Genomic DNA, 13,866 nt, shown 5'->3' with positions numbered 1-13,866 from the left:
TCGGTTAAGAGAACAGCTGATCTTCGAGCGTTCTGCCATTGAGCAACATACGATATTGTAGACGCTGCTGCTTAAGTAACTGCAGTAACTGAATGTCCAGTTCAGTCGCTTTTTCCGGTAAATATTGCAATACCAGAGTGTGTTTGCCGCTGAATTGGATGGCCTCTACTCCAGGTAAATGCTGCAAATGAGCCTGAAGCGCTGACATATCGCACGGGTGCATCTGTAATGTCAGGTAAGCTTGTTGATCTGGCGCGCTAAGATCCACAGCTTGGCTGAGTTTACCGTGGTCCAGATATAACACTTTGCCACAGAGTTTTTCCAGTTCTTCCAGATTATGGGAACTGATTAGGAAGGTGATATCAGGTGATAGATCCGCGACCAGTTCCCGAATATTCCGGGCGTTGACTGGGTCTAGTCCTGCGGTAGGCTCGTCTAACAACACCAGTTTAGGGTTACCGATAAGCGCTTGAGCAATGGCTGCACGTTTGCCCATGCCATGGCTTAAGGCTTTGGGCAGTGAATAAATGGCGTCACTTAACCCCACCAGCGCCAGAACGCGTAGCGCTTCTGCGTCGGCCGATTTACCAGAAAACCCATGTAACCGCGCATATAAAGCCAGTTGAGTTAATAAACTGAAATCTGGATCCAGTACTGCATCCTGAGGCAATGCTGCCACTTTACCTAATAAGGTGGAACTACCGGGTTGTTCACCAAAAACACTAATCTTGCCACTGGAGGGCTTAATAAACCCAAGTAACAGGCTCATAAGTGTGGTTTTCCCCGCGCCGTTGGGACCAACCAGTGCAATAGGACTACCCGTCTCTAAGGTCAGATCAACATTATCCAGTGCGAGTTTATTACCGTAACGTTTACTCAGACCACTACATCGCAACAGGTTCATAAATCGCTCCGCTTGATGATCAGTAAACCCAATGCCAGATATGCAACACATTGAATAACCGGTAATGGTGCACTGCTGCTGGCTGCCATTGGACTGGCGGTGACTAAACCATCAGTTTGCATGCCCGGAACTAAATACTGCAGAAACCCTAAGGCGGGCATAGCGTAATCCAGTAGCGGAAGAACAATCGCTGACACCGTAAAAAACAGCACTGCATAGATGGTCGCTTGGCGGTTCGAGGTTGCTACCAGCGACAATACTGACATCAAGGCGGTATATGGCAGCAAAATAATCAACAAGTTGACAGAAACCCAGAACGCATCGGTCATGGAGTGCGCTGCAAGCGTCGGGTCACGTAAAGACGCCAGCACAATGGTGGCAACGACTGTCAACAACACTAATAACAATTGGATGAGCATCATTCCGAGAAAACGTCCGAAGAACAATGCTTCACGGCTACAGTGCAGTGTTAGAAAGCGCAGTGTGCCCCGTTGACGATCTGCGGCAAATTGACCTGCCGCCAGTAAAATGCAGAACATCGGAAAGAGATAGAGCGATGCACTCCAATATACTGCCAGTTCCGGGACCGACCAGTTAAATAGCTGCGTTAAAATTTTGCTGTCAATTGAAGCGGCGAGATTGCGGATATTGGGATCGGTAATCCATTGTGCCGCGCTTTTTACTGGATAGGCCAGGATTAACAACCACAACAATGCAAACGTTAGCAGCGCCATCAGTCCGCGACGTTGTAACAGTAATCTTTGTAACTCAAACACTGCCAGCTGACGGGTATTATGCCATTGTCCTGGATGTGTATGTTGCGAGGTGCGCGCCATGAGAACCCTTAAAATTAGGTTGGAAGCGAGTTGGCTCAGCTGATAGCTTGTTGCAGCTGTGCAACCAGTTGTTCGAGTGACGCGACTTGTTGTTCCAGTTGCCGCACCCGGAGCTCAAGTGGATCACCACTTGCCGCACTGGTTACCGCTTGGGGTAAAGCTTCGACTGTATCACTGAACAGTTCAGTAAATCGTACTTCACGCTTACCAGCTTCCCGCGGCAGTTGCTGCAATAGCGACTTGTCGAGTAACGATTGCAGATTAGCTTCAACTTCTTCGATATCCCGAAATTCATACAAGCGCTGAGCGCGAGCTCTTAGCTCGCCTGCGGTTTGCGGCCCTCGCAGCAACAGCAGACATACAATGGCAAGCTGTGATGCGGGAAATTGCAGATCCGAAAATTCAGTATTACAAAAACGGTGGCGATATTTGCTGACTCTGCTGCCAAAACCACTTTCTTCGGTGATGAGTCGTTTTTGTTGCAAGCGCACCAATCCGTCCAATACCTCACTATCGGCGAGGTTCATCACCGGCTCTCTAGACGTTTTCTGGTTGCAGGCGAGTGTCAGTGCGTTCAGTGATAACGGGTACTGCTCTGGTGTGGTAATCTCTTTTTCCAATAAGCACCCAATAATACGCGCTTCAATACTATCCAACGTCATTCGCTATCCTTGATTAATTGGCTAAGTGAAGAAATTCAGACTGACCGAATACCGTCATCATCGATTGTTAGTTTGCCAGCCTTGAATAAACCACCGATCGATTTTTTAAAGGCCTTTTTGCTCATTCCCAGTTCAGCGTATATCACTTCGGGGGCAGTTTTATCACCAAATGGCAGATATCCGCCAGCGGCTTCGAGTTTGCGCAGGATTACCTGTGCTTGTTTGTCGAGCTCTTGACGATCACCTTTTTGTAGCGTCAGATCCAGCTTGTTATCGGCGCGTACCCGTTTAATAAAACCTTTCAGCTTTTGGCCAAACCGTAATTTACGAAAGACTTCATTTTGATATATCACCCCCCAGTGGCGGTTATTCACTATCGCCTTGTAACCCAAATCTGAGGTTCCGGCGATAATCAGATCAACTTCCTGACCTTCTTTATATCGTGCCGGAGCTTGATCAATAAACTTATCCACTTTTGCAGAAGCGACAATCCGCTCATCAGCATGATTAAGATGCACATATACCAGATAACTGTGGCCTTCTTCCGCCGGTTTTCGTTGCTCGCCAAAAGGCAGTAATAGATCTTTATCTAGTCCCCAATCAAGGAAGGCACCATAGCGTCCGGTCGCGACTGTTTTGAGGTACGCAAATTCTCCAACCTGCGCGAACGGGATTTGGGTGGTCGCAATCGGGGTGTCATCAGAGTCCAGGTAAAGAAATACTTCCAACTGGTCGTCGACTTGACAATCTTTAGGCACATATTTTCTCGGGAGCAGCACTTGGCCTAGCTCTCCTGCATTTAAATACACCCCAAAATCTACCTGCTTGATTACTTGTAGCGTGCAGCGCTTTCCTAACTCGGCCATGAATTTTGTCATCTAGTTGGCAATAAACGGCAGAATTATACCGTAAGCCAGTGCATTGTGCGCGGATGTATCACTGCGTTGGCGAATTCGTCAGCAGATAATCGTTGGTAACCCTCTGATGAACCGTCATATTTGGGTAATTGTTTGACGGTGAATAAACATGTAACATTATGAATTCAAATAGAAATTTTAATCTGATTTAGTTGAACCATCAGCAGTAAATTGTTACTGTGTTAAAAATCGAGCAAGAAACTGATATTCCTGCTTGCATTCTCATACGTAGCAGGGTTTAATTGCGCCGTTTTGCAGGTATGAACCATTCATGCATTTGCATAGCGTGGGTAGTTAGGTTTTATGGTTTATGAGTCATTAACCGTGACTTAGTGTTTCGACTAACACGGGGTTAAGAGGGTCTTTAGCTAATGCACAACCATTTACTTGCCGCATCTTTCCGGAAGGTGCCGGAGAACCTGTTTCCAATTAGCTTCAATTATGATGATTTGGGGCTGAAACACCTTACGCTTATCCGCATTAATTCTGGCCGTGAAGAGGCCAACAATCCCAACTGATTTCGTCGCTTAGTCTGCGACTGGATTTACCCGGCATTCCACGGCGGAAGTGGCTGGGAAAGCTTATTTGTCTCATTAAACCCGTTGTGCTGGATTAGGTTAGATGCAAGGGAAACAACAATATTTTGAAACACTGCATACCGCTTATGGTCAATATTTTGAGATCGATAAAGTGCTGTATGAACAGAAAACACCACAGTGGCATCTGAGTATTTTTGAAAACCGTCAGATGGGACGGGTGATGGCGCTTAATGGCGTGATTCAGACTACCGAACGCGATGAGTTTGTCTACCATGAGATGATGACCCATGTGCCAATACTGGCTCATGGCGATGCCAAAAAAGTGCTGATTATCGGTGGCGGTGATGGCGGGATGCTTCGGGAAGTAGTGAAGCATCACAGTCTGGAATCGATAACCATGGTCGAAATTGATGGCGATGTGGTGGAGATGTGCCGTCAATATTTACCGAAGCATTCTTCCGGGGCATTTGACGATCCGCGCGTGCAATTAATCATCGGTGATGGTTTGGCTTTTGTGCGGGATTGTCAGGAATTATTTGATGTGATTATTTCTGATTGCACTGATCCGGTGGGGCCGGGTGAAGTGTTGTTCAGTTCGGAATTTTATAAGAATTGTAAACGCTGTCTTGCGGATAAAGGCATATTTGTCGCGCAAAACGGCGTGCCGTTCATGCAGTTAGCGGAAGTACAAAATACTGTGCGCCGCATGAGCGCATATGTGAAAGACTGTTGGTTCTATCAAGCCGCTGTGCCTACTTATGTCGGCGGCAATATGGCATTTGCCTGGGCCACAGATGATCAGGAAGCCCGTCAGTTACCGCTGGCGGTATTGCAGGAGCGTTTTCAACGGGCCGCGATCAGCACTCGTTATTACACCCCAGCACTACATCAGGCAAGTTTCGCCTTGCCTGCGTATGTTGAACAGGCGGTGGCGTCAGCAATGACGGTTGCCCGATAACCCATTTTTGTAAGGCTGATAATAGAATGAGTGATTGGTCCATTGATGATGCTCGTAACGGTTATAACGTTGCGTACTGGAGCCAAGGTTTCTACGGTGTGAATGATCAGGGTGAAGTGACAGTTTCCCCTGATCCGGCAAGTGGCAACCGTATTAGTCTTAATGAACTGGCGAAAGACATGGTCAAGGCGGGTGTAAGCCTGCCAGTACTGGTTCGTTTCCCGCAAATTCTCTGCCATCGGGTGGATAACCTGTGTCAGGCGTTCAATCAGGCTATTGAGCGTTACGAATATAGTGCTGACTACCTGTTGGTCTATCCGATTAAGGTGAATCAGCAACAGGCGGTGGTGGAAGAGATCCTCGCCAGTCAGGTGAGCAAAACTGTACCGCAACTTGGTCTAGAAGCGGGTAGTAAACCTGAGTTGATGGCGGTACTGGCAATGGCACAGAAGGCCAGTTCTGTGATTATTTGTAATGGATATAAAGACAAAGAATATATCCGGCTGGCATTGATTGGTGAAAAACTTGGCCACAAAGTTTACATCGTGCTAGAAAAGATGTCCGAGCTGAAAATTGTGCTGCGGGAATCAAAAGAACTGGGCGTAAAGCCTCGTCTCGGGCTGCGTGCTCGTTTGGCATTTCAGGGCAAAGGCAAATGGCAGGCTAGTGGTGGCGAAAAATCTAAATTCGGCTTGTCCGCCGCACAGGTGCTGAAAGTTGTGGATGAGCTGCAACAAAATGAGATGCTCGATTCACTGCAGTTATTGCATTTCCATCTCGGTTCGCAGATCGCCAATATCCGTGATATTCGCCATGGTGTCGGTGAAGCCGCACGTTTTTACTGTGAATTAAGACAGTTAGGTTGTGGTATCAACTGCTTTGACGTCGGTGGCGGCCTGGCGGTGGATTATGACGGTACTCGTAGTCAGAGTAATAACTCCATGAACTACGGCTTAACCGAGTACGCAAACAATATTGTCAGTGCGCTTAACGATGTGTGCCAGGAATATGATCAGCCCGTACCGCGGATTATTTCTGAATCTGGTCGTTACTTAACTGCACACCATGCGGTGCTGATCTCCGACGTAATCGGTACAGAAGCTTACGTACCAGAAGAAATCGTTGAGCCAGAAGAAGATGCGCCGCAACTGTTGCTAAATATGTGGCAATCCTGGTGTGAGATCAGCGAACGTGGCGATTCCCGAGCCTTAATCGAAATTTTCCACGATACACAGTCGGATTTGGCAGAGGCACATTCATTGTTTGCCCTGGGACAGCTGAGCCTTGAGCAGCGTGCCTGGGCGGAACAAACCAATCTGCGTGTTTGCTATGAGTTACAGGGAATGATGAGTGCTAAAAATCGCTATCATCGCCCGATTATTGATGAACTCAACGAGAAATTGGCCGACAAGTTCTTCGTTAACTTTTCTCTTTTCCAGTCATTGCCCGATGCTTGGGGGATTGATCAGGTTTTCCCAGTCTTGCCGTTGAGTGGTTTAGACAAACAACCTGAACGTCGAGCCATTATGCTCGACATTACCTGTGACTCGGACGGGACAGTGGATCAGTATGTGGATGGACAGGGGATTGAAACTACGTTGCCTGTGCCTGCCTGGAGTGCTGAGAGTCCTTATCTGATCGGTTTCTTTTTGGTCGGCGCCTATCAGGAGATCCTGGGCGACCTGCATAATCTGTTTGGTGACACCAATTCTGCGGTGGTGCGAGTTGATGAAAATGGTTTGCCAAATATTGAAACCGTTTTAGCCGGTGATACAGTAGCGGACGTATTACGCTACGTGAATTTGGATGCGGTTTCCTTTATGCGTACTTACGAAGAACTGGTAAATACCCATATCGACGAAGATGAGCGTGCTTCTATTTTGGAAGAACTACAGTTGGGGATTAAAGGGTATACCTATCTGGAAGATTTCTCATAAGCAGGACGAATGACAGCAGGCCTGAGTGCCTGCATCAGGTTAGCAAAGATGTTTTTTGAAGGTTCAGAAAAAAAAATCGAAGTCATAGTGACGCCAGCTACGCCTTCGCTGCGATCACTGGGCCGGCCGTTCTGGGAAGGAATGGTTGCTAAGGCTCATGCGGAAATTCTGTCATCAGTCAGTAATGATTATTGTGATGCGTATCTGTTGAGCGAATCCAGCCTGTTTGTTTGGGATAATCGATTTCTGATGTTAACTTGCGGCACCACAACTCTAGTGAATGCCGCAACACATTTTATTGATGAGCTTGGTGAACAAGCGATTGCTTTTGCCAGTTATCAACGTAAGAACGAATATCTGTCTCATCTGCAAGCCACCAGTTTTACAGATGATCTGCAGCTATTGCGTAAAAAAATATCGGGTAAAGCGTTTCGAATTGGCCATCTTGATTCTCATCACCATTATATTTTTTACACCGACAAACCCTATGAAGCCGACACCTCAGATATCACCAATGAACTGCTGATGTATCATATTAGTGGTGATGCTGCAGATTACTTGCGTTCAGATAAACAAGATATTGCTGGTGTGCGGGCCACCTTGGCGTTAGCAGAGATGTTGCCTGGGTTCAGCTTTGACGATTTTCTGTTTGAACCGTTTGGCTACTCAGTTAACGGTATTCGTGGGCGTGAATATATCACTATTCATGTAACGCCTCAGGAAAACAGCTCTTATGTGAGTTTTGAGACTAATTTGGATATGTCACAGCAACCACTGGATATTTTCGCCCGCTTATTGGGAACGCTTGATCCCGGTAGTTGGGATGTCATCCATTTTAATGCACCTCATAGCAGTTGTGGTTTTCCGGCACATATCTGCCTCGGAAGTGCCAATATTCAGTTAGAACATGGTTATCAGTTGCACTTCAGCCATTATCAACAGCTATATCATGAAAAGCTGTTGCCAGAAGCCATCTAAGGAGAATTTGCGTGTCTGATTTAAGCGATATCCGTCGTGAATACACATTAGGTGGACTCCGCCGGGCTGATCTTGCTGCCGATCCGATGGTTCAGTTTGAATTGTGGATGCAGCAAGCCAAAGACGCCCAGTTAACGGATCCGACTGCGATGGTTGTTGCAACCGTTGATGAAAACGGTCAGCCGTTTCAACGAATTGTGCTATTGAAACGTTTTGATGAAAAAGGTTTTGTATTTTTTACCAACCTAGAAAGCCGTAAAGCTACGCAGATAGCGGGTAATGCCCACGTGAGTCTGTTATTTCCGTGGCATCCATTGGAGCGTCAGGTCGCAGTTACCGGCAAAGCAGAACCATTGTCAGCCGCTGAAGTATTAAAGTATTTCCTGACGCGTCCGAAAGAAAGCCAGATTGCTGCGTGGGTTTCTCAACAATCCAGTAAAATTTCCGCCAGGCAGGCACTGGAGTCAAAGTTTGCTGAGATGAAAGCTAAATTTTCACGTGGAGAGGTACCACTGCCAAAGTTTTGGGGTGGATACCGCGTAACACCTTCCAGCGTGGAGTTTTGGCAAGGTGGTGAACACAGATTGCATGACCGCTTTTTATACACAAGAAATGGGCTAGGTTGGGATATTGATCGACTTGCACCATAAGCAAAACTACCAGTAAGGTTGTTGCAAAATGGTTATAATGAAGCGGAAATAACATTTAGCGCAAATTCTTAGCAGCTGACAGTTTCATAATCGGCTAGCTATGGTTAATCTTAGCGCTGCTAATAATAATCATACATCTGAGTAGCAACAGCAGGTAGTTCAATGGTAACCGACAAAGAAGGCTATGCTCAGCTTATTCAATACCTGACAGAACATCTTGGACTGTTTGAAAACGCCGGTAGCGGTTTTGATGGCAGCACAGTGATGGAACTGTTTGAAGATTTACTTGCTGCGCAAATCATTGTGGTCTGTGGTCAAAATCCAGAGTTATCGTTCTCACAGCGTAATACCATCATTCGCGAAGTGGATGCCATTATGTATGATTTGGAAGAGATCCTTGCAGGTTGTGGGCTTCAGCAGGTAAATCGCGAACAAAGTTATTTCATTACAGAGTTTACCGGATTGGTTAAAAATCTGTTTGATCATGAGATTGCTCAATTAGTCCGTTAAGCATCCGGCTGGTGGTTATTCAGGTTGGATTGCTGGCAATTGAATAGTGATACAGCATCCTTTCGTTGGCGCACATGCGAGAGAGAGCGCGCCGTTCAGTTGGGTGTTAAGATAGTGATATACGGTCGCTAGCGTACCGTTGGTCGAATGCTGTTGCCACTGTTGCTGGATGGCCGCAACTTGTGATTGCGTCATCCCGTTGCCATTGTCTGTCAGACGGATAAGCACGTGACCATTGTTTTCTGTCAGCGCAATACGTAATTGTTTATCATGTTGCGAAGTGGGGAAAGCGTCGTTAGCTATGTTGCTGATTAGTCTATAAAAAATAATTAAATGTTGCCAACTCTTGCCTGCTGCCAGTAGGCGCAAATCTTTATCAACTTCAATAAGAACCTCCACAGTCGCCAGTTCTGGCGCCATAAAGATCAGTAAATCATCAAAAAATTCGTCTATCGCTAAGGCTTGAATTTCATTTCGTTGATAATTTACCAATGGCAAAAGATGCCGCAAGGCTTCTGCCTGTTGCAATGCCAATGGGATCGCTTCGTCTGAAGCGTGATGGTATAGCGCAGCAGAAAGTTGATCTAAACGTTTACTCAAGGTCGATATTAATAAAGTCAGTAAACGTGGCAGGGGTTGCTCGAGATGATGTAATCGCTCAATTTCTTGTTGTAACTGGTGCTCCTGCTGATTTGCCAGCTGTTTCTCTTTGGCAAAAGAGCGCTGTTGCATTTTTTGCTGTTGTATTTGTTGGAGCAAAGCGTCTAACTGCTGCTGTAGTTTATCGATTTCTCCTTGTAGCTGTACTTCGCTACGCTTGACGCCACTGAGATCAAAACCGATAGCGCCAATTCCATTAATTTCACCCAACTCATTTTTAAGCGGAAAACGGGTAACAAAAAATGGTCGGTTGCCGCCATGATGTATATGCAAAGGTTCTTCGGCGCTAAACGGTGCTCGTGATTGTAATACGCGTTGTTCGTGTTGTACTGTTAGCGGAAATTCTAATGCGGGAAATATCTGCTGATCGGTGTGGCCTAACAACTGTTCACGCTCACGCCCCAATAATTCACAATATTTATCATTTACCCAGATGTAGCCACCATTCAGGTCTTTCATATGAATAATATGCTGCGAGAATTTCTGCAGGGCACCAAGCTGTTCGGTAAGATTCAGTAACTTAATTTGTGCTGATTCTTGTACTTGCAACTGTTGTTCTAAGGCAAGGTTCTCGGCATAGAGGCCGGACATTTCGGTTTCTAATTGCCTGACTCTCTCCAGAAAACTACCGGCTAATTCACCAAATTCATCATGCCGTGTGTTTTGTAATAACTCCAGTTCCGCTAAGTTCTGCATTTTTAGGGTACTGGCCATTTTGGTGATGGGGGCAATGAAGATGCGTTTTTGTATCAGGGATAATAACAGCATTGCTAATAACTGAATGATAACCAGAAACAAACCGACTTTACCGGCTAACAGATAGGCGTTGTGATGTAGTTGTGATAACGGCGTGACCACGAGAATTTTCCAGAAAGTATCTGGCATCAAAAATACGGATACTAAGGCATCTTCGCCGAGTAATGGATCATGTTGGATCTCGACTAAATCCACTAATTCTGCCGCTTTAGGCCAGTGCTGAGGTCCATTCTGCACAATCGCTTGCATCAGCTTATTCGGATCATTGATCAGCGACGGCAATTTTCGTAGTTGTTGCTCAGTGAACAAAGGATGCTTTTGTGCTTGTACTATGATGGCATCGTCTGCAGTTTGTAATGCCGATTTAAATACAGTAAATGCTGGAATTTTAGCACTCAGGATTTGGATATCATTTACCTGTGACGGAGTGATTTGGAGGTGCTGCTGCAAACCCTGAGGCAGCGATAACAATTGGTTACGGTAATCTAACGCAATAATATAGCCACTGAGATCTCGCGAAAGGCCATGAAAGAGTTCGTTGATGCCGGCAAGACTGATATCTATGGTGGCTGCACCAATAAATCTGTGTTCTGCGCGGATGGGAACTGATGCAGTCACCATCGCAGTACCGGTCACCGGGTCTCTGTAGGCAGGGGACCAGAACGCCACATTGGCAGGATATAGGTGAGTAGGGCGATACCATTTTTCATTATGGTAGGGAGTTACCGCATTGCGGTTGTAATCTGTGGTTTGTATTAAGGTGTTATTGGTATCGCGAAACCAGAACAAACTTTTTGATGACAGCGTATTTTCATCTCGAGGTTCTGGCCAGATCCCGCCACCGGCCAATAGGTCGTTAGGGTGTTTTCTATCGAGTAATGCTGGAATGACTTTTTGTAATTCCTGCAGCTGTTGTGGTTGTTGCAAATACTGTCCGGCGACGCCTGCCATCGAAACCGCAATAGCTTCATATATTCCACTGATCTCTTGCAGACGGGATATTACTACCTGCCCGTAGGTTCGGTTTAATTCTTGTTGTTGCTGTAATAATTGATCTCTTTGGATAAGCCAAAATACGCCTATAGTGCTGGCAATAATGATGAAGGCGATAAACAACTGTACCCAAACAAATTTGGCAGACAAGCTGTTATGCCAGAGGTGTCTGGTATTCCCACTAGATTTGAAGGTAGGCAGCTGTGTCATGTAAAAATCCGTTTTAGCGGCAGCAACAATCGACATATTCATCATAGCGCTTGACCAATTGAATTGTCATTATTTGAACAAATTCAATTTGTTTGCACAGAAAAAAGCCCCTCACTAGGAGGGGCTAAAACAGGAAGAAGAATTACTCGGGTCGATTGAGTCGGGTTTCAATCAGAGTATCAATCACGGCTGGGTCAGCCAAGGTTGAAGCATCACCAAGGTTGGTAATTTCGTTTGCAGCAATTTTACGCAGGAATCGCCGCATAATTTTTCCTGAACGCGTTTTTGGCAAGCCTGTTGCCCACTGGATCAAATCTGGTGTGGCTAACGCGCCAATCTCTTTGCGTACCCATTGACGGAGTTCCTGACGTAGCGCCTCGGAAGGTTCGGTATCTTTGGTAAGCGTTACGTAGGCATAGATACCTTGACCTTTAATATCATGGGGATAACCAACTACCGCAGCCTCAGCCACTAAGTCATGAGCCACTAACGCACTTTCGATTTCAGCGGTTCCCAGTCTGTGACCTGAAACGTTGATCACATCGTCAACCCGGCCAGTAATCCAGTAATAACCATCCTCATCACGACGAGCGCCGTCGCCGGTAAAGTACATGCCGCGGAAAGTTTTAAAGTAAGTCAGAACAAAACGTTCGTGATCTCCATAGACGGTGCGCATCTGACCTGGCCATGAATCGAGTATCACTAGGTTTCCTTCGGTCGCCCCTTCCAGGATTGTGCCATTGTTATCTACCAATGCTGGTTGCACGCCGAAGAATGGACGAGTGGCTGAACCGGGTTTGGTATCTGTTGCACCAGGCAACGGCGTAATCAAAACACCGCCAGTTTCCGTCTGCCACCAGGTATCAACGATAGGGCAGTGCTCATGACCAATAACTTCATGATACCAGCGCCATGCTTCTGGATTGATAGGTTCACCCACCGAACCCATGATGCGCAAGGAATCGCCTTTATAACCATCAAACTGTTCTTTCCCTTCAGCCATTAACGCACGAATGAGGGTCGGCGCAGTGTAAAGAATATTAACTTTATGCCGATCAATAATTTCGCCGAGTCTGGCAGGAGACGGCCAGTTGGGGACGCCTTCATGGATAAGCACTGTGGCGCAGTTTGCCAGAGGACCGTAAACCATGTAGCTGTGGCCCGTAATCCAACCTACGTCAGCAGTACACCAATAGATTTCACCCGGTTTATAGTCAAACACGTATTCATGGGTCATCGAAGCGTACACCAGATAGCCACCCGTGGTGTGCAACACACCTTTCGGATTGCCCGTTGAACCTGAGGTGTACAGCAAGAATAACGGATCTTCTGCCCCCATCTCTTCGGGTTCGCAAAATTCAGATGCGGTTTCGGTCAGTGAATGCCACCAGACGTCACGTCCTTCGTGCCACGCAACATCTTTGCCTGTGCGCTTTAATACAATAACTTTTTCAACAGTCGTCACGTCAGGTTTTGCTAATGCTTCATCAATATTGCGCTTAAGCGGGATGGTGCGGCCCGCTCTGACACCTTCGTCGGCAGTAAGTATCACTTTGGAGCGGCCATCTTTAATTCGTGATGCAATGGAATCCGGTGAAAATCCGCCGAAAACTACCGAATGAACCGCACCAATTCGGGCACAGGCGAGCATCGCAATTGCCGCTTCGGGTACCATAGGCATGTACATGGTAACGACATCACCGCGGCGTACGCCTTGGCTACGTAACGCGTTAGCAAATTTACAGACTTCGACATGCAATTGTGCATAGGTCAGTGTTTTCTGCTGTTTGGCATCATCACCTTCCCAGATAATGGCAATGCGGTCGGCGTTCTGCTCCAGATGACGATCAACGCAGTTGACACAAGCATTCAGCGTGCCGTCATAGAACCAATTGATGGATAAATTGTGATCATCAAAAGAGGTTTGCTTAATTTGGGTGTAGGGCTTTATCCAGTCGATACGCTTTCCGTGTTCACGCCAAAATCCATCTGGATTAACGACGGATTCCTGATACATCTTTTTATACTGCTCATCATTGACCAGCGCACTGGAAGCAATTGCTGCGGGCACTTTATAAATGGCTTGTTGATTGCTCATGGATACTTCCCGTTGTTTTTGTGACTTGACGCAAAGTATGGGATGCAACCTTGTTACGCCTCTATTAGACATTGGTCTAGATAAATAAAAACGTTAAAAATCATCATGTTAATTATCTAATTAAAACGCGGTTAGTCTGTTACGTAACATTTTTAGATGTTGTCTTCATGACTTCTGAATGACGAGGCAAATATAAAAGTAAACAAGCAGTTGTAGCGATGTTGGTGTTTTTGAGGGACTGGGGTAGGCTAGTGCAGG

The 13,866-nt window shown here is 46.3% G+C and carries 11 protein-coding genes; 5 read left to right on the top strand and 6 right to left on the bottom strand.

From position 1 onward, the window contains the following. Positions 1–4: 4 nt before the first annotated feature. Genes PY479_RS14450 through PY479_RS14435 form a run of 4 tightly spaced genes read right to left on the bottom strand, consistent with a single transcriptional unit; the run spans position 5 to position 3,268 of the window. Positions 5–904, bottom strand: a complete 900-nt coding sequence (locus PY479_RS14450) for an ABC transporter ATP-binding protein (RefSeq protein ID WP_275484194.1) — start codon at positions 902–904, stop codon at positions 5–7. Beyond that, complete coding sequence (locus PY479_RS14445; RefSeq protein ID WP_275484193.1) at positions 901–1,740, bottom strand: ABC transporter permease subunit; 840 nt, start codon at positions 1,738–1,740, stop codon at positions 901–903. The genes PY479_RS14450 and PY479_RS14445 overlap by 4 nt, the downstream gene beginning before the upstream one ends. Before the next feature lie 35 nt (positions 1,741–1,775). Next, complete coding sequence (locus tag PY479_RS14440; protein ID WP_275484192.1) at positions 1,776–2,402, bottom strand: DUF480 domain-containing protein; 627 nt, start codon at positions 2,400–2,402, stop codon at positions 1,776–1,778. Between the two features lie 35 nt (positions 2,403–2,437). Next, positions 2,438–3,268: a S1-like domain-containing RNA-binding protein gene (locus PY479_RS14435; RefSeq protein ID WP_212596327.1), complete on the bottom strand. Its 831-nt coding sequence runs from the start codon at positions 3,266–3,268 to the stop codon at positions 2,438–2,440. Positions 3,269–3,940: 672 nt separating this feature from the next. Between PY479_RS14435 and speE the strand changes: the two genes are divergently transcribed. From speE to PY479_RS14410, 5 genes are all read left to right on the top strand, one after another. Next, positions 3,941–4,816 carry a polyamine aminopropyltransferase gene (gene speE, locus PY479_RS14430; protein WP_212596328.1) on the top strand — a complete coding sequence of 292 codons (876 nt, stop codon included), beginning with the start codon at positions 3,941–3,943 and terminating at the stop codon, positions 4,814–4,816. 26 nt (positions 4,817–4,842) lie between these two features. Continuing rightward, positions 4,843–6,753, top strand: coding sequence for a biosynthetic arginine decarboxylase (gene speA / locus PY479_RS14425; RefSeq protein WP_212596329.1), 1,911 nt, complete (start codon positions 4,843–4,845; stop codon positions 6,751–6,753). 48 nt (positions 6,754–6,801) lie between these two features. Beyond that, a complete protein-coding gene (locus tag PY479_RS14420) occupies positions 6,802–7,731 on the top strand; it encodes an adenosylmethionine decarboxylase (protein WP_212596576.1) in 930 nt (309 codons plus the stop codon). 11 nt (positions 7,732–7,742) lie between these two features. Beyond that, on the top strand, positions 7,743–8,381 hold the full coding sequence (gene pdxH, locus PY479_RS14415; RefSeq protein WP_275484191.1) for a pyridoxamine 5'-phosphate oxidase: 639 nt from the start codon (positions 7,743–7,745) through the stop codon (positions 8,379–8,381). Positions 8,382–8,543: 162 nt separating this feature from the next. Next, on the top strand, positions 8,544–8,891 hold the full coding sequence (locus PY479_RS14410; RefSeq protein ID WP_275484190.1) for a DUF3802 family protein: 348 nt from the start codon (positions 8,544–8,546) through the stop codon (positions 8,889–8,891). A 15-nt stretch (positions 8,892–8,906) separates the two neighbouring features. On the opposite strand, the gene PY479_RS14405 is transcribed toward PY479_RS14410, so the two are convergent. Next, the gene (locus PY479_RS14405; RefSeq protein WP_275484189.1) at positions 8,907–11,510 is read right to left on the bottom strand and encodes a PAS domain-containing protein; all 2,604 of its coding nucleotides are present in this window, start codon (positions 11,508–11,510) and stop codon (positions 8,907–8,909) included. 142 nt (positions 11,511–11,652) lie between these two features. After that, on the bottom strand, positions 11,653–13,608 hold the full coding sequence (acs, locus tag PY479_RS14400) for an acetate--CoA ligase (protein WP_275484188.1): 1,956 nt from the start codon (positions 13,606–13,608) through the stop codon (positions 11,653–11,655). Positions 13,609–13,866: the final 258 nt, after the last annotated feature.

Source organism: Shewanella sp. A32, from assembly GCF_029167175.1.
In the GTDB taxonomy this organism is placed as follows: Bacteria; Pseudomonadota; Gammaproteobacteria; order Enterobacterales; family Shewanellaceae; genus Shewanella; species Shewanella yunxiaonensis.
The sequence above is the reverse complement of the archived record's forward strand: the minus strand, read 5'-3'. Positions and strand labels throughout refer to the sequence as shown.

Bases quoted from the DNA above. Each gene is read 5' to 3' on its own strand.
- PY479_RS14450 (WP_275484194.1), bottom strand. From the start codon at position 904: ATGAACCTGTTGCGATGTAGTGGTCTGAGTAAACGTTACGGTAATAAA.
- PY479_RS14445 (WP_275484193.1), bottom strand. From the start codon at position 1,740: ATGGCGCGCACCTCGCAACATACACATCCAGGACAATGGCATAATACC.
- PY479_RS14440 (WP_275484192.1), bottom strand. From the start codon at position 2,402: ATGACGTTGGATAGTATTGAAGCGCGTATTATTGGGTGCTTATTGGAA.
- PY479_RS14435 (WP_212596327.1), bottom strand. From the start codon at position 3,268: ATGGCCGAGTTAGGAAAGCGCTGCACGCTACAAGTAATCAAGCAGGTA.
- speE (WP_212596328.1), top strand. From the start codon at position 3,941: ATGCAAGGGAAACAACAATATTTTGAAACACTGCATACCGCTTATGGT.
- speA (WP_212596329.1), top strand. From the start codon at position 4,843: ATGAGTGATTGGTCCATTGATGATGCTCGTAACGGTTATAACGTTGCG.
- PY479_RS14420 (WP_212596576.1), top strand. From the start codon at position 6,802: ATGTTTTTTGAAGGTTCAGAAAAAAAAATCGAAGTCATAGTGACGCCA.
- PY479_RS14410 (WP_275484190.1), top strand. From the start codon at position 8,544: ATGGTAACCGACAAAGAAGGCTATGCTCAGCTTATTCAATACCTGACA.
- PY479_RS14405 (WP_275484189.1), bottom strand. From the start codon at position 11,510: ATGACACAGCTGCCTACCTTCAAATCTAGTGGGAATACCAGACACCTC.
- acs (WP_275484188.1), bottom strand. From the start codon at position 13,608: ATGAGCAATCAACAAGCCATTTATAAAGTGCCCGCAGCAATTGCTTCC.